Consider the following 24188-nt stretch of genomic DNA (forward strand, 5'->3'; position numbering starts at 1 on the left):
ACACAGAACAATGAATAAACAAAAAAAACAACGTATGAAGTGGTATATAATGGCGGCAGCCCTTGCCGCGGTACTGATAATTTGTCTTGCTGCCGCTTTGAGCAAAGGAAAGCAGCCGGATTCAGAGGATACAGAAGAGACTCTGCCCATGAAAATACAGGCGGAGAATCAGCCGGAAATCGTGATAGAGGGGGAGGAGGGCAAAGCGGAAGACAGTCTGATGGGTGAAAACAGCGAAACGGCTGATGCAGAGGAAAGCGGGGAGGCAGAGCCGGAAGGGCCGGCTCCCGAAAACTTAAAGGAAGGCGTGGAGCACTCCGCCGTGTCGGAGCTCCAGGCGCGGCTGATGGAGCTGGGGTTCATGGAGAATGATGAGCCCACCAGGTTTTACGGACCGGTAACCGCTGCGTCCGTGAAGCGCTTTCAGCGCCAGAATAATCTGGAGCAGGATGGAATTGCCGGTCCCCGGACCAGGGAGATGATTTTGTCGCCGGATGCGAAATACTACGCTGTTTTTCTGGGAATTTCAGGAGATGATGTGAAGCAGATCCAGAACCGGCTTTATGAACTGGGGTATCTGGTATCCGCTGATAACGTGAATGGGACCTTCGACGAGCTGACGGAAAAGGCGGTAATCAAGCTGCAGGAGATAAATCTGCTGAATGCAGACGGCAAAGTAGGCAAACAGACGGTAAATCTGCTTTACAGCGAATCGGTAAAACCCAATTTCCTGTCGTATGGGGAAGAGAGCGATACGGTGCTGAAATTCCAGAAACGTCTGAAGGAACTGGGATATCTGACAACAAATCCGGATGGCAATTATGGAAAGGACACCGTTCAGGCGATCAAACAATTCCAGTCAAGAAACGGTCTGGTCGTAGACGGCTACTTAGGCCCCACTACCAGAAACGTCATGGAAGAGTCCGGAGCCAGGCCCAATGGACTGGTGCTTGGGGAGCAGGGAGACAGCGTAAAACGCGTCCAGGAGTTATTGAGTCAGTACGGCTATCTTCCTTCCGGAAACGTCACCGGATATTATGGAGAGATTACAGAAGCTGCAGTGGTTTCTTTTCAAAAAAATAACAGTCTGGCCGCGGACGGCTCTGTGGGAATTAATACCATGGCTAAGCTGACGGATTCTTCCAAAGCGGTGGCGAAGGGGAAAGCATCCGGCGAGTCCGGCTCCAGCGGCGGCAGGCAGCAGGAGGACGGCAAAAGATCCGTCAGCGGAAGTGTCCAGGCGTTGATTAATGCAGCGGCATCAAAAGTGGGATTACCTTATGTATGGGGATCAAAGGGCCCTAACTCATTTGACTGCTCCGGCTTTGTCTATTGGTGCTTAAACCAGGTTGGAGTGCGGCAGAGCTATCTGACCTCCAGCGGATGGAGAAATATAGGAAAGTATAAGAAAATAACGAATTACAATGATATTCAGCCCGGAGATATCATAGTGGAAAACGGTCATATGGGAATAGCGGCAGAAGATGGAAAAGTAATCGATGCGTCGTCCGGAAATGGAAAAGTCGTATACCGTAAGAGAACAAAATGGTGGAGGGATAATTTCATTGTGGCATGGAGAATTTTTTAACCTGGAAGGCCTTCAAATTGCATTTAACGAATTCCTGTGATAGTATTAGCTTGTAATTATTCAGAAAACATGCAAGTTAATACGAATGGAGCCATACCAGTCAGGAGGAACTTTTCATGCAGACTAAAACAAAGAATTTAAACTGGACAGCACTGATTGCAGCCCTATTTATTGCTTTTCTATTTCCTCTGAAGGTATCTGCGGCGGAAGGCGATTCTGTCGCACGAGTAGGCTACTATGAAGACGGCGACTACATGTATCACAATATGCAGGGGGAATATGAAGGCTATAACTTTGAATTCCTTCAGGAAGTCTCAAAGCTGAGCGGCCTGTCTTATGAGGTGGTGGACACTCCCAGCTGGCAGGAGGCATTCCGGCTTTTAGTTGATGGTAAGATCGATATTCTGCCTGCCGTGTACCGCACGGAAGAACGTACGGAACAGATGTTATTTACAGATGAGTCTATGTGTACCATTTATACGACTCTCAACGTACGTATGGATGATTCCCGCTATAATTATGAAGATTTCGATGCTTTTCAAGGGATGAGCGTAGGCATCATAAAGGGCGGTGAGGATGGAGAAAGTTTTAAGCGGTACTGCGAAGAACACGGTGTAACTCTTCATATCATCGAATACGACGAAACTCAGGAGTTGTTGGATGCACTTGAGGATGGTACGCTTGACGGCGTTGCCATTACCCATCTGGGCCGGAGCAGTGTCTTCCGCAGCGTTGCCCAGTTTGCGCCGACGCCCATGTATATTGCCGTATCCAGACAACGCCCGGATCTGCTGGCACAGATTAACCGGGCCATCAATGACATTCTGCTTCGGAATCCCGCTTACCGTACGGACCTTTATGATAAGTATCTTTCTCCTAGTGCGAATCAGATCCCTGCCTTAACCAGGGAAGAGGCTGCATTTGTTGAAGCCGCGGATAATCCGATCCATATCTCCTACGATCCCTCCTTAGCCCCACTTTCCTACAGCAATGAAAAAGGCGAATTTTGCGGTATCATGGCGGATATTTTCTCTCTGATTGGTGAGAAAAGCGGACTGAGCTTCCAGTTTGAAGCCCGTTCTGCTTTGGAATCTTTAAGTGCATTAAAACGGGGGGAAACCGATGTGATCGCTGTTGCAGACGGAGATTATCTCTGGGATGAGCGGAATCATATGAATACCACTCTTCGCTTTCTGCATACTCCCAGTGCCATGATTACCAAGGGCGAGCGGCCGGATGTGAAGGTATTGGCACTTCCGGAGGGATATCAGCTCTCTGAGCGCGTGGCTCAAAACAACACGGATAAGGAAATCCTTTATCTTGATACTGTCCAGGCGTGTTTTGATGCGGTTCTGGAAGGAAAAGCACAGGCAACCTATACCAACACACAGACAGCGAACTATATAATCAGTACCCCGGAATATGAAGAACTTCATATTACAACATTAACCCAGTATCCGAATGACCTCTGTATCGGCATATCAAAGTCTGCCGATTCCAGCCTGTTTTCCATATTGGATAAGTATAGTCAGTATATGTCCAACGAAGAGATCGACTCTTTGCTGTTAAAAAATTCCGTTTCCGCCCGTCCAATTACGGTAGAAGCGTTTGTCCGTCAGAATATCTGGCTGATAACCGGACTTGTGGCGGTTGTGTTCGGCTGTATCATTTTACTTTTATGCATCAATCTGTTTAATATGACACGCAGTAAGCGGCGCATACAAAATCTGCTTTATCGCGATGAACTGACGGGGTTAGATAATATTAACCGTTTTTATGTCCGGGCCAGAGAATTTCTCTCAGCGAAATCGAGTGAACACTATGCAGTCATCTACTGTGATATTGACCGTTTCAAGTTAATAAACGATACGTTTGGCTTTGAAGAGGGGGACAAAGTCCTGTGTGCATTTGGAGATATAACACAGCGGTTTGTTCAGGAAAAGGAGAGTTGTGCCCGGCTCTCGGCCGATAACTTTGTGATGCTTAAATATTACAAAGAGTGGGATATGCTTACCGCGCAATTGAAGAAAATCCAGACGGAATTGAATCAGTGGCGTAAAGACAGAGGGGTGATTCCTTACGAGATCGATATTTCCTTTGGCGCCTATCCTGCAGATATCGGAGAAAAGCAGGATATTAAACAGATGCTGGACCTTGCAAACTATGCCATGCACAGTGCAAAAACCGCGGCAGGGGGAAGCGTCGTTTTATACGATGAAGAGATGAGAAAGAAAGCGTTGATTGAACAGGAACTGGAGGGAAGACTGGCTGTTGCGATGGAACAGAGGGAATTTGAGGCGTATTACCAGCCCAAGGTGGACATGAACACAAGAGCGATTGTTGGCTGTGAGGCCTTGGTGCGCTGGAATCATCCGGAACTGGGACTCCTAATGCCGAACTCTTTCGTTCCGTTCTTTGAGAAAAAAGGAATCATTACGGACGTGGATCTTTATATGTTTGATCAGGTTTGCCGTACAATCCGTACATGGCTGGATAAGGGACTTCCGGTTGTCGCTGTCTCATGTAATTTTTCACAGCTGCATTTTGAACATACGGATTTAATCAAACAGATTTCTGAAATTGCCGACCGGTATCAAATCCCTCACCATCTGCTGGAGGTTGAGATTACAGAGAGCACGATTGCCAGCGTATCGGAAGGTGTAGCCTCTGTATTATTGATGCAGCTAAAGCAGCATGGGTTTCAGATTGCCATTGATGATTTCGGCTCCGGATACTCTTCGCTGGGGCAGCTCCAGAGTCTGAGAGCGGATGTTCTCAAACTGGACCGCAGCTTTGTATGCGCCGGGCTTCAGGGACCACGGGAGCAGATCGTCATTGAAAATCTGGTAAATATGGCCGTTGAGCTGGGAATGGAGGTCGTCTGTGAGGGGATGGAAACCGAAGCGCAGGTAAACGTACTTCGGGAGATTGGCTGTCGTATTGCCCAGGGCTATTACTTTTACCGCCCAATGCAGACAGATGCATTTGAGCGGCTGCTGACCCCGGAAGCTTAGCGCAGCTGATACGGGCAGCAGGAAATATCAAGAATTCCGAGACTCTGTCTGCTATAATGAAACAGACTGTGAAAACTCTGTTACAGTAGAATCGTAATCACAGGCAGGAAAGTCCCGTGGAAACAGCCTGATTGTTGTTGAACACAACCTTGATGTGATGAAGCAGGCGGACTGGATTATCGACATTGGGCCTGACGGCGGTAAAAATGGCGGTGAAGTGGTTTTCGAAGGAGTTCCGGCAGATATGATACAGTCGGCAGAAACATTGACGGCTCAGTGTCTCCGTGCGTCATGCCGTAAGAATTAAAATAATAGTCATGCAAATGCAGCCGCCAGGGGAATTTGAACCTGGCGGTTTCTTTTGCGGAAAAAGCATCCTGTGGAATATCCGTTTTTTAGATTCTTTATTCTTTATCAGACTCTGCAGGCTTGAATTATCACTTCAATTTATATATAATGAAACAATACGGAAATGCAGATTTTTATTAGAAATGTGAATAAAATGAGAAGTACATGGCGTTACGATAACCAATTAAAGGAGACAGAAAAATGAGAGTAAAAAAAATGGCTGCTGCGCTGATCTGTGCGGCACTGGTATCAGGTATGACGGGGATGACAGCGCTGGCTGTGGTAGAGACCAAAATTACTTCAGTATCCCTGGTGGTGGAGGCGGATATGGAGGTCGGACAGAGTATTCAGGACCAGGAAATAGAAGTTACCCCGAAAAGTGATAAATATTCGGCAGGAGAGTATGAGTTCCAGAATACGGGATTTTCCTGGATGGAGGAGGATATACCGGTTGTCAAGGTGAGCGTCTACGCGGAAGACGGATATAAGTTCGCAGTATCGAAGGATAAGATCACATTGAAGGGTGCGACTCTTGTCGACTACAACCGTGAGGATGAATCTCACACGCTGGTTATCACCATGCAGCTGCCGCCTCTGGCGGAGCAGACCTCTGCCATCGAACAGGCAGCCTGGACCTCTGTGACCGGAGTATCCTGGAGTCAGTCTGCAGGCGCGGGCAGCTATGAGGTAAAGCTATACCGGGATGGAAAGACTGTGGGTACAACGAAGACCATAGCAGGGACTTCCTACGACTTTTCCGCTGCCATGACTAAGGCAGGGACGTATTTCTATCGCGTTCGACCGGTTAACAGACTGAAACCGGAGAACAAGGGCGAATGGGTGGAATCTCCTTCCAGATATATTGACAGTGATGCGGCCGCAGCCATCTATCAGAATGGCAGCTCTGCAGGAGAATGGAAGCAGGATGAGGCCGGCTGGTGGTACAGAAACGGAGATGGAACCTACACGGTATCTAACTGGCAGCAGATTGACGGAGCGTGGTATTTCTTTAATGAACAGGGATATATGGCTACCGGCTGGGTGGAATGGAACGGTACCCGGTATTACTGTGACCCTGCCAGCGGAAAGATGCTGGTGAGTGCAGCAACGCCAGACGGTCATACCGTGGGAGCCGACGGAGCTCTGGTTCAGTAATGCAGATACAATAGAGAAAGAACGGATGCCTGTTCTTGGGAGGTAATGCGATATGCCGCAAAACAGCTTGCAGCCTGGCCTGCCATTGATTGTCATGGTGGCGGATTCAGCAAAAAAGGTTAGATATGTACATGATGAGATGCAGAATTTTCTGGATTATCCCGTGTCTCAGTGTTTCGGCAGGGATCTTTCAGAAATTATCTGGGATGTTGCAGAACACCGGCTGAATTTTACGACGGATGAGAGGGAGCGAGAGCTGTTTTTTTCCAGGGGGGGCGAAGAGTACCGCCTGACAGTTCAGAGGCTTGATTACGGCCGGGATAACTCCATGCCGGAAATTACCGTTATACTCCAAAAGAATGGGGACAGGGAAAAGAGGGAGCTGGAACTGCTCCGCCAGTCCAGAATTGATCCCCTGACCGGTCTTTTAAACCGCGCGTCATGTCTGCAGGAGATCAACGATCTTCTAAATGAAAACGGCCTGAAAGAAAGCGCGCTTCTCATCATCGATGTGGATAATTTTAAAAATATTAATGATACCTTCGGCCATATGTACGGCGATAAGGTGTTGGCGGGGATTGCGTACAAACTGAGAAGTATTTTCGAGGAGGAAGCCATAGTAGGCCGCCTGGGCGGAGACGAGTTCCTGGTTTTCCTGTTTCATATTTTGGATGAGACTGCGGTATACCAAAAGGCCGGGATTGTTGCCAGAGCGCTTCAGACCATTCAGGAGGAGGGCGATAACCGGGTTACGGTCAGCAATTCCATCGGTATAGCCTTCAGTCCGCGCCATGGCACCAGATTTCAGGAGCTGTATGTGAAGGCAGATACAGCCCTGCGGTATGCGAAACAGTCAGGGAGGTCCTGCTACAGCGTATTTGGAGATAAGATATCCAATGTCCTTCCCCTGCAGTATGTGAACCGGGAGTGGCTTCTCGATGAGCTGGAGGAAATTGTCTATATCAGCGATATTCAGGATTACACGCTGCTCTATGTAAATCGGGTGGGGCGGGAACAGTTCGGCATGAAGCTGGAAGACTTTGAAAAAAAGAAATGCTACCAGATGCTGCAGGGGAGAAATACTCCGTGTCCGTTCTGCAATAATGCAAAGCTGATGAAAGAGAAATTCACCACGTGGGAGTATGAGAATCCGTATCTGAAAAAGTACTTCATAGTAAAGGATAAGCTGGTGGAGTGGAATAGCCGGCCGGTGCGTATGGAGATCGCCGTGGATGTGGGAAACCGGCTGATCGGGGATCATGCTACAACCGCGAAATACCATATGGAGACAGTGATGCTCGAGAGTCTGAGAACGCTGAACAGTTCGGATGACCTGGAATCTGGTATTAACCATATTCTGGAACTGATCACGCGGTTTTACGATGGAGAACGGTCTTATATTGTTGAGATTGACCGTGAGCACGGATATGCCCACAATACCTATGAATGGTGCAGGGAAGGGGTGCCTGCTCAGAAGGCTTCTCTGCAGAATATTGCTCTCGATGCGATTCCTTATATCTTTGAGACCTTCAACAGGAAGCAGCATCTGATTATCTCGCAGGTGGAAGAGTTAAAATACACGTATCCCAGTGAGTACCAGTACCTGATGAGGCGGAGTGCTCACAGCCTGTTTGCCGTACCGTTTGAAGATGAGACTGCTTTTTCGGGATATATTGGAGTGGATAACCCGAATATTAATCAGGATACCATCCGCCTTTTGGATACCATTGCCTATAATATTGCAAATGAGATCAAAAAGAGACGTCTTTACGAACGGCTGGAGTTTGAGGCCGGGCACGATACCTTAAGCGGCCTGCTAAACAGGAGCAGCTTTGTCCGTTACCAGAACGATATACAGAAAAAATACGGAGAGTCATGTGGAATCATCACTGCGGATATCAATGGACTGAAACAGCTCAATCAGGATTTTGGTCATTCCAGGGGAGACGAAACTATCATTGCCGTAACCGGAATTATGCGTTCCTGCTTTCCGGAAGGCGAAATTTTCCGGCTGAGCGGGGATGAATTTGTAATTGTTGTCATGAATATGGCGTATAAGAGTTTTATGAAGCTTGTTAAGCATATGGGGCTGGAGCTGGACTCAAAGACTTCTAACGGGGTGTCATTAGGAACTACCTGGGTGGAACACTTAACCGATTTCGATATGCTCCTGCACCATGCAGAAGAACTGATGCTGGTGAATAAACAGCTTTACTATAAGAACAGCGATGAAGTTCGCAAACACTATTCCCCGGAGGGTCTTAAGCTATTGGTTCATGATGTGGAGCAGGGATATTACAGGCTCTATCTCCAGCCTAAGATTAATCCGGAGACGGGAACTGTACATTCCGTGGAAGCGTTATCGCGTTACCAGGCTCCGGGTCATGATCTGCAGTCTCCGGTTAAATTTGTATCGCTTCTGGAAAAAATGAAGCTTATCCGTTATCTGGATTTTTATATGCTGGAGGAGGTATTCCGGCTCCTGTCCAGATGGAAATCGGAAGGAAAACCATTGATTCCCGTGTCCGTTAATTTCTCCCGTATTACGCTTCTGGAGAGTGACTTATTCCAGATGCTTACGGAGATTAAGAGCAAATACGACGTTCCATGCGACATGGTTATGATAGAAATCACGGAAAGCATCGGAGATATGGAACATAAGGTGATTGAAGCCATCGGATCAAAGCTTCGGAAGGCGGGATTCCGCATTTCTCTGGACGACTTCGGTGCGGATTATGCCAACATGTCAATTCTTTCTATCATGCATTTTGACGAATTAAAGCTGGACAAGTCGCTGGTTGAAAATCTGGTAGAGAGTGAGAAGAATCAGATCATTGTCAGGTGTATCATCGAGATGTGCCGCAGCCTTCATGTGGACTGTGTGGCGGAAGGGGTCGAGTCCAGGGAACAGCTGGAGCTGTTAAAAGACTATGGCTGCACCACCATCCAGGGCTATTATTACAGCAAGCCCGTGGAGGCAGAGCAGTTTTCCATATAGGCTTAAAACCAGAACCAGTCGAAGGAATCCCATTCCTTCTCCAGCTCGGATATCAGTGTTGCGTTAAAACAGGGCGGGCCGTCTTTATACGGCCTGCCCTGTTCAGGAACGGAGGACTTTTTCGTTCCGGGATTTGCCTGTTATTCGATTAAGATGCGGTGAGATTCCTCTACCTGTTTCTGCGTGGCTTTTGGAAATTCCAGATGCAGGATACCGTCCTCGAAACGGGCCTTCATATCTTCCTGTTTCACACCCTCGCCGACATAGAAGCTTCTCTGGCATGAGCCGCTGTAACGTTCCTGGCGAACGTACTTACCGGTTTTTTCGTCCTTTTCGCATCGTTCCATACCGCGTTCGGCGGATATGGTTACATAGCCGTCACGAAGGTTAACGGTGATCTCTTCTTTTTTGAATCCGGGCAGATCCATATCGAGTTCATAACCGGTGTCACTCTCTCTAATATCGGTCTTCATCAGATTCTTTTCCCGTTTCCCGAAAATCGGGCTCTTGAAAGCATCTTCCATAAAGTCGTCAAATAAGTTCTCTCCAAAAATACTAGGCATCATCATAAGTCATTCCTCCTAACTTGAATTTCTTATATGTGTTGACACCTTGTCGGCAGCACATATATGGTTAAAAGTCGGCCACCTTTTTCCATGTGGTACTCCTTTTTGTTACAATTACGTTATAGCACCGATTGTTAGCACTGTCAATACGAGAGTGCTAATTTTATGCTTTTTTCACAGAAAATTCATATTGTAAATACAATTCAGAGAGACAACCTGATACTGACCGTTATTAACAGAAAAATAATTGTCTAAAATGGAAGGCATGAACTTGTATGAATGGATAAACTATCATATAATAGCACAAAGGAGAATTTTATGAAGAATTATATTGTACTGGATTTGGAATGGAATCAGAGCCCTGACGGAAAAGAGGGGACGATTGACCATTTTCCTTTTGAAATTATAGAAATCGGAGCAGTCCGCCTGGATGAAGAATTAATGGAGACCGGACAGTTCCGCCGCCTGATCCGGCCGCGGGTCTATCCCCAGATCCACTACAGGATCTCAGAGGTAACCCATATGGATACGGCCGAGCTGGAGCGAAACGGAGAGACTTTTGAGGCGGCCATCCGGGACTTTCTTGAATGGTGCGGAGACGACTGCGTGTTCTGTACCTGGGGGTCCATGGACTTGACGGAGCTGCAGCGAAACATGGCGTATTACGGCGTGGAGATTCCTTTCGATAAACCCCTTCTCTATTACGATGTCCAGAAGCTCTACAGCCTCCTTCAGGGAGACGGAAAGCAGAAGCAGTCGCTGGACATTACGGTAGAGGAACTGGGGATCAGGGAGGACCGTCCCTTTCACCGAGCGCTGGACGATGCCTATTACACGGGGCGTGTTATGGCAGCCATGGACTTTGAACGGGTGATGGAATACTGGTCCACCGATTATTACCGGCTGCCTGAGAGTAAGGAGGAGGAGGTCTATCTCGTATTTCCCGGATACTCTAAATACATTTCAAGGACCTTTGAGACGAAAGAGGAGGCTATTGCGGACAAGACCGTTACAGACCTGATCTGCTACCGCTGTAACCGTATGCTCAGAAAAAAGGTACGTTGGTTTTCCGTAAACCAGAAGTTTTACTTTGCCCTGGGCGTCTGTCCGGAGCATGGATACCTGAAAGGGAAGATCCGTATGAAGCGCAGTGACGACGGACGAGTCTACGCTGTAAAGACCATGAAACTGGTAGACGAGGAGGGCGCGCGGCAGATCGGCGAGAAGAAGGAAGAAGCTAAAAAAAAGCGCATTGAGAAAACAAAGCACAGAAAACAGAAGACGAATACAAAAATGCGGGGAAGCGATTAATTTTCGCTTTCCCGCATTCTGTATCCAACTCCGATTTCTGTATAAATGTATTGAGGCTCCGCCGGGTTAATCTCCAGCTTTCTGCGAATATGAGCCATGTTGACCCGCAGGATCTGATTATTGCTATCCGCAAACGGCCCCCAGATTCTGCTGATGATATAATCATAGGTGAGAACTTTCCCGGACTGTTCAGCCAGCAGGGAGACCAGCTTATATTCGATCTGTGTTAAGTGGACCTCCTTTTCCTTAAGAGAGACGAGGCGTTTGTCAAAATCAATGACCAGATCCCCGCTTCGGTACGGCGGCTGAACGAGCGTTCCATCCCCGGTGCTGACAGTCGGTTTGCCGTGGCGGAGCGCGGTGCGGATGCGGGCCAGAAGCTCACTGGTGCCGAAGGGCTTTGTGATATAGTCGTCCGCACCGAAATCCAGTGCTGCGACCTTTTCCTGCTCCTGGGTTCTTGCAGATATGACGATGATGGGAATATTGGACCAGCTGCGCACATTCTTGATAATGTCGATTCCATCCAGGTCAGGCAGACCCAGATCCAGAAGAATCATATCGGGGCAGCAGGCATTAATCAGAGATAACCCTTCTTTTCCGCTGACAGCGGTGAGAACCTTGTAATCATGGGTCTCCAGCGCCGCCTCGATAAAACTCAGTATGTTTTTCTCATCTTCTATAATAACGATCGTTAACTTACTCATATGTATCTTCTCCTAACGGTAAGGTAAATGTGAACCGGGCTCCCTGTTTTTCATTCGCGGCTGTTATGGTGCCGCCGTGGGCGGTAATGATGGTCTTGCAGATGGACAGCCCGATTCCCATTCCTTTGTGGGAATCTCCGCTGCTGTTCGGGGAGGGCGTATAGCCGTCAAACAGTGTATCCAGGCGCTCCGGAGCAATTCCGGTTCCGTGGTCGGTGATGTCGAACCAGGCCAGGCCGTCGTGAACCGTAATATTTAAATCAATGGGCTCCTCCGAATGCGAGTGGTAGACCGCATTCTCCAGCAGGTTTATGATGACCTGCTCGATCAGGGTGGCGTCCATGGGAACCATAATAAATTCATCCGGTACGGTAACATGAACGATAGCGTCGGGAAGACGCTTGTGGAAGCGCTGTACCGCCTCTGAGGCCACCTCTTCCAGCGGTTCGGAGGATTTCGTCACCTGGGTGTCGCTATCGCGTATCCTGGTGACGCTGAGCAGATTCTCTACCATGTTGAGGAGCCAGTTGGCATCCTCATTGATGTTGGATACCATGCCGGTCTTTTCGGCTTCTGTCATATGGTCCCTGTTTTCCAGATATGCACTGCTGGCGCCGATGATGCCCGTCAGCGGAGTCCGCAGGTCGTGTGAGACGGCCCTCAGTAAATTGGCGCGCATCGTCTCCTTTTCAGCCTCCATCAGAATGTGATTCTGCTCTTTTAGGTGGGTGGTGGTGGTACTTGTAATGCCGGAGATCAGAAGCATGGCAAAGAAGGTTACCGGATAGCCATCCAGCGTAAAGTCAAGCTGCATAAACGGATACGTAAATACATAGTTTACGCAGATAACACCGATAACAGAAGCTACGATTCCAGGTACGTAGCCATCCGTATAGCGGGCCGTCAGCATGACCGCCAGCATAAAGACGATTCCCACATTCGTCCTGTTTCCTCCGATAAAGAGAAACAGGGTGGAACAGATGGTGGCGGCAAGCAGGAAAACCGACGTGACCACGATATTCCTCATTAAATCTTCTTTTGGCATCTTACCTTGTCTTTTTATCCTCATTGTCTATAACAGCCTTTCCGCGGATTATTTGAATTTCAAATGCCGGTTTCCGCGGCCTTTCTTTCGCTTCGAGGTGTAGGAACTGCGCCGCTGTTCTATCAGGTTGTTGAATTCATCGGCGGATACGCCGGAATCCTGCAGACGTTTTAACCTCTGTTCGTGGCGGAAATGGTATTCCTGGGTCTCCCTGTTCTTTCTGATGATCAGGAAGGTGATGAGCGCGCCGAGGAGCGCCACACCGGCGACGCTGCCGAGAATAATCCAGGCAATGGCTGGTATCTCAAAGGGTCTTAACGCTTTTTCTCTGTAATCCTCAGTCTCTTTTGGAAGCTCTGTTTCGCCCTGAGGGACCGTTTCTTCCGGATACTGAGCCCCCTCCGGAGACTGCCCGGCTGCTGCATCGGGAACGGCTGCATCGTTTTCTCCGCTGTTGGCTGCATCGGGAACGGCTTCGTCGTTCTCCCCGCTGCTGGCTGCTTCCGAGGCGGCCTGATCAGTGTTCAATGCCGATTCGCCTTCACCGCCGGAGGCCGGAACCTGGTGGGAGGATGCGGCGCTTTCAAACAGCGCCTGGTTGGTCTCTAAATAGGTACAGCCGATCTGGCGTTCATTGTACCGGTAACAAATCTTGGCTACCGCATTAGCCGGGTCGCTGTCTGATATATCGTAACTGAGTGTTGCCTCGGCGTCAGAAAATTCAGCTGTTTTCGGAAGAATAATCCGTCCGTCGGGATCTAAAATGAGCGCTGCCGGTTTATCAAGCGTCAGGCCGCCAAAGGTTAAATCACTGCTGACAGGGCTGTATTTCGTCTCGTGATCCGCCGCGCGGACGGATACAAAGTTCTCAAATCCGAAGTCCAGCAAATTTTTTGTGTCGGTCCAGTACTGGGGAGTCGAGCCCTTGAGGATGACGGCAATCAGCTTTAAACCGTTCTTTTTAGCACAGGTGACCAGCGTGTTGCCCGCCAGTGTGGTGTAGCCGGTCTTGCCGCCCACGATGCCGGGATAGTAGTATGGCGTACTCTTCTTAAGCATCTTATGGCCCGGATAGATGGTCAGGCCTTCCGGGTTGATGGAATTCGGCGGAAGCTTGTAATAGGTGGTGGAGTCGATTTCCTCGAAGGTGGGATTTAAAAAGGCAGCTCTGGCGATTAACGCCATGTCGTATGTGGAGGTATAGTGTTCCGGGTCGTTTAGACCGCTGGGGTTGGCGAAATGGGTGTCGGTGCAGCCCAGTTCCTTCGCCCTTGCATTCATCATGTCAGCAAACGCTTCCGTACTTCCGGCCACATGCTCCGCAAGGGCGTTGGCCGATTCGTTGGCCGATTTTAACAGCAGGGCGTAGAGGCAGTCCTTGACAGACAGCTTGTCTCCCTCGTTGATCCCCGCGTTGCTGCTCCCTGCCTCCACGTTAAAGACTGCGTTGTGGGAGAAGGTAACGGTTTCATCGAGGCTGCATTTTTCAATGACGATCAGCGCCGTCATAATCTTCGTAATACTGGCCGGAAAATACTGGTTATGAATGTTTTGTCCCCAAAGTACGGTTCCGGTGTCCGCGTCTATGACGATACCGCTTTCCGCCTGAACGGAAACGCCGGAGGGCCAGTCAGGGGCCGCCAGTGCAGTTTCCGTAAATGCGCCCATAAGGAGCATCAGACATAAGAGGAACGCCGACATTCGTTTTATCAATTGCGTCATATCGTGTAATCTCTCCGTATTTTCATTCGGTTTCATAAAAAGGTCCACTTTACAGTATAGGTTATTTCCTGTAACAAGTAAAGGTTCAAACGTTATTTTTCTTTGATTTTCTAAGGAAAAAGAGGGCCAGACCGAAGACAATAACGACACAGAGAAAGAAGGTGATTCCAATATGAAGCACCGTGTCGCTGAAAAATCCCTCCGGAACGATATTGATCAGCATATCCGTAGCAGGGTCCAGAATCCATAAATCGTTGCTGAAAAAGATATGATGAAACATGATAAAGTATTTTGAGAAGTCTGTGGAGATGATGGCTGCAAGTATTGCGGTAACGCCGAAGAACAGACCGGTTCCCAGACAGACCGATTTTGGAAATACCCGCTTTAAGTCCGCTTTTAACAGGAAAAGGATGATGAGGCAGAGAGCCATGACAAGAAGGCAGCCCCGGCGGATGGCCAGCGCGTCTAAGAAGAGTCCGCGGACATCCTCCATATGGGCGATTTCCCGCTCATTGAAAAATTCCCGTGAAACTCCGCCCATGGTGGTGTTTACATGAAGATCGGCGCGTTTTCCCCGCAGATAGGCCATCATCTGGTCCGTCACATCGAGTAAGTCTTCCATGGTCATGTCCACCGCCTCTGTGACATTGTATTTGGCGTATTCTTTCTCAAAATAGCCGGGCGTCCAGTAGACGACTGCCTCCACGGAAGTGATTAAGAGCGTGACCATCAGACAGATTGAGAAAATAATGCCTGCGGCGTAATGGATGATTGTTTTCATAGTAAGTCCTCCTGTAAATGGTGTAACGGTTATTTTTTCGTGGCCGTCGGAAGATTCCAGCAGTATCGGGTTGCCAGAATACGGATCAGGATGACGGCGCCGGCGCCGATCAGCATGGCGGCGTCATTGTTCATGTAGTCCTGAAGATACGCGTAAAGAACGGCACCCGTGATGGAGGCGCAGGCGTAAACGTGTTTCTTCAGTATATAAGGCGTCTCTCCGGCCATAATGTCTCTTAAGAGCCCGCCTCCCACTCCGGTGATCACCCCGAGAAAGATAATCAGAAAATGGTAGCGGCCGTATCCGGCCAGCACCGCGGTGTCAATGCCTACCACAGTAAAGGCGCCGAGCCCGACGGCATCGAAGATGTTCATGACTTTCTCATACATTTCGATGGAACGGCTGGCCAAAATCTTCTGGTTGCGCCGCACAATAACAAAAAGTATCATGACCGTAATAAAGGCAAGTAATACATAAACCGGGTCCTTAAAAAGATTTGGCGGCACATTTCCGATGATGATGTCCCGCAGCATTCCGCCGCCAACGGCAGTGGTGACGCCGAGAACGATGACTCCCAGCAAATCCAGCTGCCTTTTGATTGCCACCATGGCGCCAGACGAGGCAAAGGCGATCGTACCAATCGCTTCCACGAAAAACAGTAACGAAAACTGCAGTTCCATATTCAAAAACCCCCGAATGTTCTATATTAAGCATTTTGTACGGTGAATCAACAAAAGTATACGTTTCCGTTCGAATTTTGTCAATAAATATGAAGGGAAGGAAAAAAGTATTTTCTTGTTTTTAACACGGTAAAGTGATATAGTGTTATTGGACTAAATGTAAAAAATTGATAATTTTAAAATATTTTGCTTGCATTTTTTCGGAAAATTATTTATTATTGAAAGTGAAACAGTTCAAAAGTGAACAATTGGAGGTGACCATATCTATCGAAGGCCCAAGGGGGCCGAAGGCATATGATCGTGCCTGAGGACTTCCGGGAAAGCAGCGGAACTTAATCATTAAATTTAAGAAAGAGGTGTTTGCATGATTGATCAGAAAGAGTTTGTAAAAAATGTTGATGAGTGGTCCAGTATCTGTTTAAATGATGAGAGGATCGACTTGGGGTTATATGAAAAATATGACGTAAAACGAGGGCTCAGAGATAAGAACGGCAACGGTGTTGTGGCAGGTCTTACGAAGGTATCAAAGATTTTGTCCAGCAAGACAGTGGATGGTGTGAAGATGCCGTGTGAGGGCCAGTTATTCTATCGCGGTTATAATATTTATGACCTGGTGGGCGGCGTAGTAAAAGACAGCCGTTTTGGTTATGAAGAGATCGCCTATCTGCTTCTGTTTGGCGAACTGCCGAATACGGAACAGCTGGGACGTTTTTCCCAGACGCTGGCCTACAGCCGCACCCTGCCTACAAACTTTGTCAGGGACGTGGTCATGAAGGCTCCCAGCAGGGATATGATGTCCTGTCTGGCTAGAAGCATCTTAACGCTTTCCTCCTACGATGATATGGCCAGTGATATTTCCGTTCCAAACGTGCTGCGTCAGAGCCTGATGTTAATCAGCGTCATGCCGATGTTAGCCGTATACAGCTACCACGCTTTCAACCATTATGAGTGTGACGAGAGTATGTATATCCACCGTCCGGATGAGAATCTGTCCACGGCGGAGAATCTGCTGCGTCTGCTCCGCCCGGATAAGAATTACTCCATGGTGGAGGCCCACGTGCTGGATCTGGCGCTGATTCTTCATATGGAACACGGCGGCGGCAACAACTCCACATTCACAACCCATGTCGTTACATCTTCCGGTACGGACACGTATTCGGTGGTAGCGGCGGCTCTTGCTTCCTTAAAGGGTCCGAAACACGGCGGAGCTAACATCAAGGTCGTAGAGATGATGGAAGACTTACGGAAGGAAGTCAATGACTTAAAGGACGAGGAAGAAGTAGAATTCTATTTAAGAAGGCTGTTACATAAAGAGGCATTTGATAAGAAGGGCTTAATCTACGGCATGGGTCACGCCGTTTATTCCAAATCTGATCCGCGTGCTGAGATATTCAAGGGATTTGTACACCAGCTGTCCGAAGAAAAGGGACGCATGGATGACTTTAACTTATATTCCATGATCGAACGCCTGGCACCGCAGGTAATTTCGGATGAGAGAAAGATTTACAAGGGCGTCAGCGCCAATGTGGACTTCTACAGCGGCTTTGTTTACAGCATGCTGGATATTCCGAAGGAGCTGTTCACCCCGATTTTCGCAATTGCCAGAATCGTGGGATGGAGCGCACACCGGATCGAGGAGCTGATCAACATGGATAAGATTATTCGTCCGGCCTATACCAGCGTGATGATGGAAGAAGAGTATACACGTCTCAATGAGAGATAGGAACTGAATACAGATGCGAAATAAGGCGGTTGTAAACAGCGGATCAGATCCGGCTGGTTTGCAGCCGTTTTTTTTCATAGGAAAGTTCGTCCTATGAAATAAAAACCCTCCGGTAGGATGCGCCCTCCGTGCTAAGGAAGTATGGCCGCTGAAGCGACCGCGCTCCGGCGCGAGAGTCCGGCGAGCCGGACTCTTTATTCTTGAGTTTTGTACCTGAAAGCGCTATAATAAAACTATTATTGCCCGGAGACTCAGGAGCTTCGGAAGGCGGAACGGACATGGAAAGAGAGGTACAGAGGATGACGGATAAAACATTGGCAGTTTTGCGTGCAGCATCGATTGACGTGGAGGGTACGCTGGCCCGTTTTTGCGGAAACAGCGCATTGTATGAAAAATTTCTGGTAAAATTTCTTCAGGATGACAATTTTGAAAAGATAGGGGAGGCAATCCGGGCATCGGACAGCCAGATGATGCAGATGGCAGCCCATACATTAAAGGGAGTTTCCGGAAATCTGGGCTTTACCGATTTGATGGCTGCCTGCGCCGAAATGGTCAGTCAGCTGAGACAGACGAATATGGAGGGAGCGCTGGCTGCGTATCCGCGTGTGAGGGAGACCTACGAGACGGTGTGCGAAGCAATTAACAGCATGGAGGGAATCGGTGGATGAAAAAGCGTGATACCCTTCTGATTGTCGATGACATGGAGGTAAACCGCGCAATCTTAAGAAGCCTGTTTGAGCGCCAGTATAATCTTCTGGAAGCGGAAAACGGCGAACAGGCTCTGCTTCTTCTTCAAGAGTATGAGGAGCACGTGGCAGCCATGCTGCTTGACCTTGTCATGCCGGTAAAAGACGGCTATGAGGTCATGGAGGAGATGGGGAAAAGCGGACTTGTGTCGCGCATACCGGTTATTGTTATAACTTCCGATGATACGGCGGAGAGCGAGGTCCGGGCCTTTGACCTGGGAGCGGCGGATATCATCATGAAGCCTTTCGAACCCCATGTGGTAAAAAGAAGGGTACAAAATGCGGTGGAGCTGTGCCGCCACAAACTCCATCTGGAGGAGCTGGTGGAAGAGCAGTCAGCCAGTTTGAGAGAGTCCAACGCCATCATGATTGACGCCCTTTCCTCTATCATCGAGTACCGGAGCGTGGAATCGGGACAGCATATACGCAGAATCCGTATGTTTACCAGGATTCTTCTGGAGGATGTGGCGAAGGCCTATCAGGAATATAATTTAGACAACAGGACAATCGAGATTATCGCGGATGCCTCCTCCATGCATGACATTGGCAAGATTGCCATTCCCGATTCTATTTTAAATAAGCCGGGGCCCCTGACGAGGGAGGAGTTTGAGGTGATGAAGACTCACACCACAAAGGGGTGTGAGATGCTGTCCGGCCTGGAGCGCATGAATGATAAAGAGTATATCGGCTACGCTTATAATATCTGCCGCTACCATCATGAGCGGTGGAACGGCAAAGGGTATCCGGATGGTTTGAAGGGAGATAATATTCCGATCTGCGCGCAGGTCGTGGCCATTGCCGACTGCTATGACGCGCTGACGACGGACCGGGTCTATAAAAAGGCGCTTCCGGCGGAGCAGGCCTTCAACATGATTCTCAACGGAGAATGCGGGGAGTTTTCGCCGCGGCTTCTGGAGTGCTTTAAGAATGTACGTGAGGATTTTGCAGCGCTGTCCAAGGCGTATGCAGATGGCGTCGGTCCTAAGTTAAAGCCGGAGAGAAAAGAACTGCCAAAGCCTGAGATGATTGACGCGGCCAGCACCATGGAGCAGGGGCAGATGAAGTATTTAACACTGCTGCGGTATGTGGATTCCACAGTCATGGAGGTGGATTTAAACACAGGAATCTACCATGTTGTCTACATGCCAGACCGCGATTTTGAACTGCTTCGTTCCGGGAGCAGGTTTGAAGAATCGGTGAAGGCGTTTGCACAGGGCTCCGTCCATCCGGACGACAGGGATACCGTGCTGGCGCTTCTGGGAGATTACATGGCGGAGTTTTTTTCGGAGGGCCTCATGAAGAGGACAAGAAAGTACCGGGTACTGGATCAGACGACAGGGGGATATTACTGGTGCCATGCCACCCTTCTGCGGGTGGACATCGGCAATCCAAACCAGAAAAAGGTAATGCTTGTCTGGCACCGGGCGTCTGATGAGCAGCCGGACGTTTCATTGCCAGGGGATGTGAAAGAAAGTCTGTACCGGGGAACGGTGGTCAGCCGTCTGGCCGGCGGTGTTATGAAATGCAGGAATGATAAATGGTATACTCTGGCGGACAACGGAAAGGGGTTGTGCGGCTTGATCCGTTGTACAGAGCAGGATATCCGTGACAAATATCATAACCACTATATGGAAATCATTCCCCCTGCAGACCGGGAGCGGGTAAACCAGGAGATGATTTCGCAGATGGAAGAGGGCCGCATCACAGAGCTGGAATACCGGCTGGTTACAGCGGAGGGAAAGCTGATCTGGGTGATGGACCGGAGTATTCTCGTAACGGAAGAGGATGGACTGGAGTATATCTACACACTTCTGGCGGACGTTACCCAGTCACATAAGACGATGGAAGCGCTGCAGCAGTCGGTGGAACGCTACAAGATCATATTGGACCAGACGAAAGACGTAATCTTTGAGTGGGAGATTGCAACGGATGAGATCTCGTATTCCAGCAACTGGGAACATAAATACGGGTATCAGCCGATCGTTGACGGTATCAGCCGCCGTCTGCCATTTGCCTCCCATATTAATCCGGACGATATACCTGATGTACTGAATTTTACGAATGATATGAGAACCGGCAGGCCGTTCGGTGAGGTGGAGTTCCGGCTGGCAAACTCCGAGGGGCGTTACTGCTGGTGCAGAGTACGGGCTACAGCTCAGTTTGACGCGGGCGGAAAACCGGAGAAGGTCGTGGGCCTCATCGCGGATATCGATGATGATAAACGGGCGACGGAGAAGTTAATAGACAGGGCGGAGCGCGATGTTCTTACAAAACTGTATAATAAACGGGCAGCCAGACATAAGATCAACCGCTTTTTAGAGCTCAGCCGGGGCAGAGAGTGCTCGGCCATGCTTATTATTGACATAGATAATTTTAAGCTGGTGAACGACCGGTACGGGCACATGTTTGGCGACGCCGTGCTGACGGAGATGGCTTCCAGGATATCTTCGCATTTCCGCGACAACGATATCGTATCCCGCATCGGCGGCGATGAATTTATGGTTTTTATGCCTGGAATTGGAAGGCGTGAGATAGCTATGGACCGGGCGGAACGGCTGATGACGTCGTTTCAGACCATGTTTAAAAATAATCTGAAGGACGTACCGTTTTCCTGCAGCATTGGTATCGCATACAGCCCGGAAGACGGAAGTGATTTTCACAGCCTCTTTCAGAACAGTGACGCGGCCTTATACCGGGCAAAGCTGGAGGGTAAAAACCGCTGTATGCAGTACTGCAGGTCTGTCGCAAATTCGGCGTTGGAACTCAAAGAGAAGGCATACAGACCGGAGGATGAGCGGGAGAACGCAGAGCAGAGAGGTCAGATTACCGTTGCAAAAGTAATCAGCATGACATTTCAGGAGTTGTACGATGCCGTGGATTTTGACCATGCCATGAATTCCATTCTTGAAATGACAGGAAGACTCTTCGACGTCAGCCGCGTCTGCATATTCGAAAACTGTACGGACAGTGAGGAGCGCTGCAGCAACACGTTTGAATGGTGCAGGGACGGGATCCGTCCGCAGAAGGATGAACTGCAGGACCTTGCCTATGCGGAAATGGGCGGAGACTACAGGGATAACTTTAATGAAGAGGGTGTGTTTTACTGTCTTGACATCACAGAGCTTACGCCGGAACTGCAGTGTCTGCTGGCAGACCAGGGGATATCTTCGCTGCTTCAGTGCTCGATTACTGCGGATGGCGTTTTTAAGGGGTTTGTGGGATTTGATGAGTGTGAAACCACGAGAATCTGGACGCAGGAGCAGGTTGACTGCCTCGTGTTCCTGTCAAAAATGCTGTCTACATTTCTCCTCAAGAGGAGAGCCGAGGACCGGGTGCGGGAATCCATGCAGAATCTGGAGCGCGTTTTAAACAACCAGAATTCCTGGATCTATGTGATCGACGGGGATACATATGAATTGCGGTATATTAATGAGAAGACACACCAGCTTGCGCCGGAATCCCGGCTGGGCATGTGCTGCTACAAAGCGTTTTTTTTCCGGGACGAGCCCTGCGAACGCTGTCCGGTCAGAGAATGCGCCGGAAAGGGCAGCAGCGCCATGGAAATCTACAACCCTGTGCTGAAGGTCTGGACGCTGACCGATTCCTCACGGATCCGGTGGGGGGACAGGGAGGCGTTCCTTCTGGCCTGTCATGATATCTCACGGTATAAACAGGGGGAGAAGGCGGAATTCTAAGTGAATAAATTAAAAAGCATCCGATTCCTTTTTGAGGCATCGGATGCTTTTTTTCGTGTTTTTGTTAAGTCAGGCGCTGGTCTTGTTTCGTTTTATAACCTTCAGCCTGGTGAATTCCTCACGGTCCTTTTCTTCCAGCGCGTTCGTAATGTTCCTGGTTAGGGCCTCGTAGCGTGGGATCGTGATATTCTTAAGCGCATTGGCGCGCTTCTGTGTCCGCTTGATGCTGTTTGCCAGGCGGTATGCGGAATTTTCCACCATGGACAGCTTTACCGTAAGCTCCTTCACCTTTTCAAAGTGGTATCTGGCTTCGTCTAAGGATTCCTTTGTGCTGTAGTAGGCATAGGTCAGATTCAAGGGTCTTTCCTCGTGCTGAACGAGAGGAATCTCCGTACCCATGATGCTGCGGGTCTTGATACGCACCGTATCGTCCACAGGAACGGCTGCGGCGATGTCCTGCACATAATTGATACCCAGCTCGATATTAGCCTTCTGAAGGGCCTTGTAGGCCGCTGTGAAGGTGGTGTCGATCTCGGACTGGATTCCCTTGGCCTCCTCGATCAGACCCATCAGCTCCTTAATTAAGATATTCCGCTTTTTGTCCATCAGCTCATATCCCTGGCGGGCCAGCGTGAGGGAACTCTTGGCGAGAATTAAATTACCCTTTGTGGGAAATGTATTCGGGTCCATACGCGTCCCTCCTATTCTTCGGAAGCTTCTGCGGTTGTCGGCTTATAGTACTGATCCAGTACTTTGGTGTCGATACGGTCGAGTTCTGCTCTCGGGAGAAGTCCTAAGAGCTCCCAGCCGATGGTCAGGGTTTCTATGATATTTCGGTTGGCGTGGTTTCCCTGGCCGACGAAGCGGCGTTCGAATTCCTTGCCGAATACCAGATATCTTTTATCGATGGGTGACAGCTCGTCTTCCCCGATAACGGAGGCAAGCGCTCTGGCATCGCCTACTTTGGCGTAACAGGAGAACAGCTGGTTTGCCACACCCTGATGGTCCGCTCTCGTAAAACCTTCGCCGATGCCATCCTTCATCAGACGGCTTAAGGATGGAAGTACATTGATCGGCGGATAGACGGACTGGCCGTATAAGTTACGGTCCAGAACAATCTGCCCTTCTGTAATATATCCCGTAAGGTCAGGGATCGGGTGGGTGATATCGTCGTTTGGCATGGTGAGAATCGGTATCTGGGTCACGGAGCCGTGACGTCCCTTTACGATGCCTGCGCGCTCATAGATGGCCGCCAGCTCGCTGTAGAGATAGCCGGGATAGCCTTTTCGGGAGGGAATCTCGCCCTTGGACGAGGACACCTCACGGAGCGCCTCCGCGTAGGCTGTCATATCCGTTAAGATAACCAGGATATGCATGCCCTTTTCAAAGGCCAGATACTCAGCCAGCGTCAGCGCCACCTTTGGGGTGATCAGACGCTCGACGACCGGGTCATTGGCCAGGTTGATGAACATGGCAACGTGGTCGGAAACTCCGCTTTCCTCGAAGGTACGGCGGAAGAAATCAGCCACGTCGTATTTAACGCCCATGGCGGCGAACACCACCGCGAATTTTTCGCTGGACTGCGCATCGTCCCCCAGCGACGCCTGTTTTACGATCTGGGCTGCCAGGTCGTCATGGGGAAGTCCGTTTCCGGAGAAGATCGGCAGCTTCTGGCCGCGGATCAGTGTCATAAGGCCGTCAATGGCCGAGATACCGGTACGGATATAGTCGCGGGGATATTCCCTCGTAACCGGGTTTAATGGTTTGCCGTTGACATCCAGGCGGATATCGGAGCTGATGTCGCCGAGTCCGTCGATGGGCTCTCCGACACCGTTAAAGGTCCGCCCCAGCATATCCTCAGACACCGCCAGTTCCATGGGACGGCCTGTCAGCCTGGTATGAACGTTTCTTAAGGCCAGCCCTTCCGTACCCTCAAAGACCTGAATAATAGCCTTGTCTTCGTAGACCTCGATGATACGGCCGATTTTTTTATCGCGTCCCTCTACCGTCATTTCCACAATCTCATCGAAAGCCGCATCCTGGACGCCCTCTAAAACGACCATGGGGCCGTTAATAGCACTTAAGCCTAAATATTCAATTGCCATTTTA

16 protein-coding genes and 1 pseudogene are annotated in these 24188 nt (G+C 49.4%); 9 read left to right on the plus strand and 8 right to left on the minus strand.

Translation table 11 applies throughout. From position 1 onward, the window contains the following. Nucleotides 1–10 precede the first annotated feature (10 nt). The 5 genes and pseudogenes from DFR60_RS09460 (at nt 11) to DFR60_RS09480 (ending at nt 9103) form a co-directional block, all read left to right on the plus strand. Nucleotides 11–1588 (plus strand): C40 family peptidase, encoded by a 1578-nt coding sequence (locus DFR60_RS09460; RefSeq protein ID WP_110322684.1) that lies wholly within the window; start codon nt 11–13, stop codon nt 1586–1588. Nucleotides 1589–1704: 116 nt separating this feature from the next. Continuing rightward, complete coding sequence (locus DFR60_RS09465) at nt 1705–4602, plus strand: EAL domain-containing protein (protein ID WP_110322685.1); 2898 nt, start codon at nt 1705–1707, stop codon at nt 4600–4602. 112 nt (nt 4603–4714) lie between these two features. Further along, nucleotides 4715–4909, plus strand: a pseudogene (locus DFR60_RS31425) (hypothetical protein); the annotation flags it as partial. 242 nt (nt 4910–5151) lie between these two features. Then, the gene (locus DFR60_RS09475; protein WP_110322686.1) at nt 5152–6105 is read left to right on the plus strand and encodes an N-acetylmuramoyl-L-alanine amidase family protein; all 954 of its coding nucleotides are present in this window, start codon (nt 5152–5154) and stop codon (nt 6103–6105) included. A gap of 52 nt (nt 6106–6157) precedes the next feature. Next, nucleotides 6158–9103 (plus strand): EAL domain-containing protein, encoded by a 2946-nt coding sequence (locus DFR60_RS09480; RefSeq protein ID WP_110322687.1) that lies wholly within the window; start codon nt 6158–6160, stop codon nt 9101–9103. Nucleotides 9104–9243: 140 nt separating this feature from the next. Here the strand turns inward: DFR60_RS09480 and DFR60_RS09485 are convergent, their stop codons facing one another. Continuing rightward, nucleotides 9244–9672, minus strand: a complete 429-nt coding sequence (locus tag DFR60_RS09485; RefSeq protein WP_110322688.1) for an Hsp20/alpha crystallin family protein — start codon at nt 9670–9672, stop codon at nt 9244–9246. Nucleotides 9673–9987: 315 nt separating this feature from the next. On the opposite strand from DFR60_RS09485, the gene DFR60_RS09490 reads away from it, so the two are divergent. Further along, nucleotides 9988–10980 (plus strand): 3'-5' exonuclease, encoded by a 993-nt coding sequence (locus tag DFR60_RS09490; RefSeq protein ID WP_110322689.1) that lies wholly within the window; start codon nt 9988–9990, stop codon nt 10978–10980. Here the strand turns inward: DFR60_RS09490 and DFR60_RS09495 are convergent. From DFR60_RS09495 to DFR60_RS09515, 5 genes are all read right to left on the minus strand, one after another. Then, nucleotides 10977–11687 (minus strand): response regulator, encoded by a 711-nt coding sequence (locus DFR60_RS09495; protein ID WP_110322690.1) that lies wholly within the window; start codon nt 11685–11687, stop codon nt 10977–10979. The genes DFR60_RS09490 and DFR60_RS09495 overlap by 4 nt on opposite strands. Next, nucleotides 11680–12714, minus strand: a complete 1035-nt coding sequence (locus DFR60_RS09500; RefSeq protein ID WP_243005025.1) for a sensor histidine kinase — start codon at nt 12712–12714, stop codon at nt 11680–11682. The genes DFR60_RS09495 and DFR60_RS09500 overlap by 8 nt, the downstream gene beginning before the upstream one ends. Before the next feature lie 66 nt (nt 12715–12780). Further along, nucleotides 12781–14454 (minus strand): serine hydrolase, encoded by a 1674-nt coding sequence (locus DFR60_RS09505; RefSeq protein ID WP_243005026.1) that lies wholly within the window; start codon nt 14452–14454, stop codon nt 12781–12783. Between the two features lie 85 nt (nt 14455–14539). After that, the gene (locus tag DFR60_RS09510) at nt 14540–15235 is read right to left on the minus strand and encodes a TIGR01906 family membrane protein (RefSeq protein ID WP_110322693.1); all 696 of its coding nucleotides are present in this window, start codon (nt 15233–15235) and stop codon (nt 14540–14542) included. 29 nt (nt 15236–15264) lie between these two features. Further along, nucleotides 15265–15915 (minus strand): trimeric intracellular cation channel family protein, encoded by a 651-nt coding sequence (locus DFR60_RS09515; protein ID WP_110322694.1) that lies wholly within the window; start codon nt 15913–15915, stop codon nt 15265–15267. A 364-nt stretch (nt 15916–16279) separates the two neighbouring features. Between DFR60_RS09515 and DFR60_RS09520 the strand changes: the two genes are divergently transcribed. The 3 genes from DFR60_RS09520 (at nt 16280) to DFR60_RS09530 (ending at nt 22079) form a co-directional block, all read left to right on the plus strand. After that, nucleotides 16280–17638, plus strand: coding sequence for a citrate/2-methylcitrate synthase (locus DFR60_RS09520; protein ID WP_110322695.1), 1359 nt, complete (start codon nt 16280–16282; stop codon nt 17636–17638). A gap of 278 nt (nt 17639–17916) precedes the next feature. After that, entirely contained in the window at nt 17917–18306 is a 390-nt protein-coding gene (locus tag DFR60_RS09525) for an Hpt domain-containing protein (protein ID WP_243005027.1), read from the plus strand. Continuing rightward, entirely contained in the window at nt 18303–22079 is a 3777-nt protein-coding gene (locus DFR60_RS09530; protein WP_110322696.1) for a diguanylate cyclase domain-containing protein, read from the plus strand. Before DFR60_RS09525 ends, DFR60_RS09530 begins: the two co-directional genes overlap by 4 nt. 69 nt (nt 22080–22148) lie before the next feature. Here DFR60_RS09530 and DFR60_RS09535 read toward each other — a convergent pair whose 3' ends face one another. Next, nucleotides 22149–22769 (minus strand): V-type ATP synthase subunit D, encoded by a 621-nt coding sequence (locus DFR60_RS09535; RefSeq protein ID WP_006773297.1) that lies wholly within the window; start codon nt 22767–22769, stop codon nt 22149–22151. 11 nt (nt 22770–22780) lie between these two features. Then, nucleotides 22781–24184 carry a V-type ATP synthase subunit B gene (locus tag DFR60_RS09540; RefSeq protein ID WP_110322697.1) on the minus strand — a complete coding sequence of 468 codons (1404 nt, stop codon included), beginning with the start codon at nt 24182–24184 and terminating at the stop codon, nt 22781–22783. Between the last annotated feature and the right edge of the window lie 4 nt (nt 24185–24188).

Source organism: Hungatella effluvii, assembly GCF_003201875.1.
Lineage (GTDB): Bacteria > Bacillota > Clostridia > Lachnospirales > Lachnospiraceae > Hungatella > Hungatella effluvii.

Excerpts from the sequence above, each read along its gene's own strand:
- DFR60_RS09485 (WP_110322688.1), bottom strand. The coding sequence starts at position 9,672 with ATGATGATGCCTAGTATTTTTGGAGAGAACTTATTTGACGACTTTATG.
- DFR60_RS09480 (WP_110322687.1), top strand. The coding sequence starts at position 6,158 with ATGCCGCAAAACAGCTTGCAGCCTGGCCTGCCATTGATTGTCATGGTG.
- DFR60_RS09500 (WP_243005025.1), bottom strand. The coding sequence starts at position 12,714 with ATGAGGAATATCGTGGTCACGTCGGTTTTCCTGCTTGCCGCCACCATC.
- DFR60_RS09505 (WP_243005026.1), bottom strand. The coding sequence starts at position 14,454 with ATGACGCAATTGATAAAACGAATGTCGGCGTTCCTCTTATGTCTGATG.
- DFR60_RS09525 (WP_243005027.1), top strand. The coding sequence starts at position 17,917 with ATGGAAAGAGAGGTACAGAGGATGACGGATAAAACATTGGCAGTTTTG.
- DFR60_RS09475 (WP_110322686.1), top strand. The coding sequence starts at position 5,152 with ATGAGAGTAAAAAAAATGGCTGCTGCGCTGATCTGTGCGGCACTGGTA.
- DFR60_RS09535 (WP_006773297.1), bottom strand. The coding sequence starts at position 22,769 with ATGGACCCGAATACATTTCCCACAAAGGGTAATTTAATTCTCGCCAAG.
- DFR60_RS09460 (WP_110322684.1), top strand. The coding sequence starts at position 11 with ATGAATAAACAAAAAAAACAACGTATGAAGTGGTATATAATGGCGGCA.
- DFR60_RS09510 (WP_110322693.1), bottom strand. The coding sequence starts at position 15,235 with ATGAAAACAATCATCCATTACGCCGCAGGCATTATTTTCTCAATCTGT.
- DFR60_RS09530 (WP_110322696.1), top strand. The coding sequence starts at position 18,303 with ATGAAAAAGCGTGATACCCTTCTGATTGTCGATGACATGGAGGTAAAC.
- DFR60_RS09490 (WP_110322689.1), top strand. The coding sequence starts at position 9,988 with ATGAAGAATTATATTGTACTGGATTTGGAATGGAATCAGAGCCCTGAC.
- DFR60_RS09465 (WP_110322685.1), top strand. The coding sequence starts at position 1,705 with ATGCAGACTAAAACAAAGAATTTAAACTGGACAGCACTGATTGCAGCC.
- DFR60_RS09495 (WP_110322690.1), bottom strand. The coding sequence starts at position 11,687 with ATGAGTAAGTTAACGATCGTTATTATAGAAGATGAGAAAAACATACTG.
- DFR60_RS09515 (WP_110322694.1), bottom strand. The coding sequence starts at position 15,915 with ATGGAACTGCAGTTTTCGTTACTGTTTTTCGTGGAAGCGATTGGTACG.
- DFR60_RS09540 (WP_110322697.1), bottom strand. The coding sequence starts at position 24,184 with ATGGCAATTGAATATTTAGGCTTAAGTGCTATTAACGGCCCCATGGTC.
- DFR60_RS09520 (WP_110322695.1), top strand. The coding sequence starts at position 16,280 with ATGATTGATCAGAAAGAGTTTGTAAAAAATGTTGATGAGTGGTCCAGT.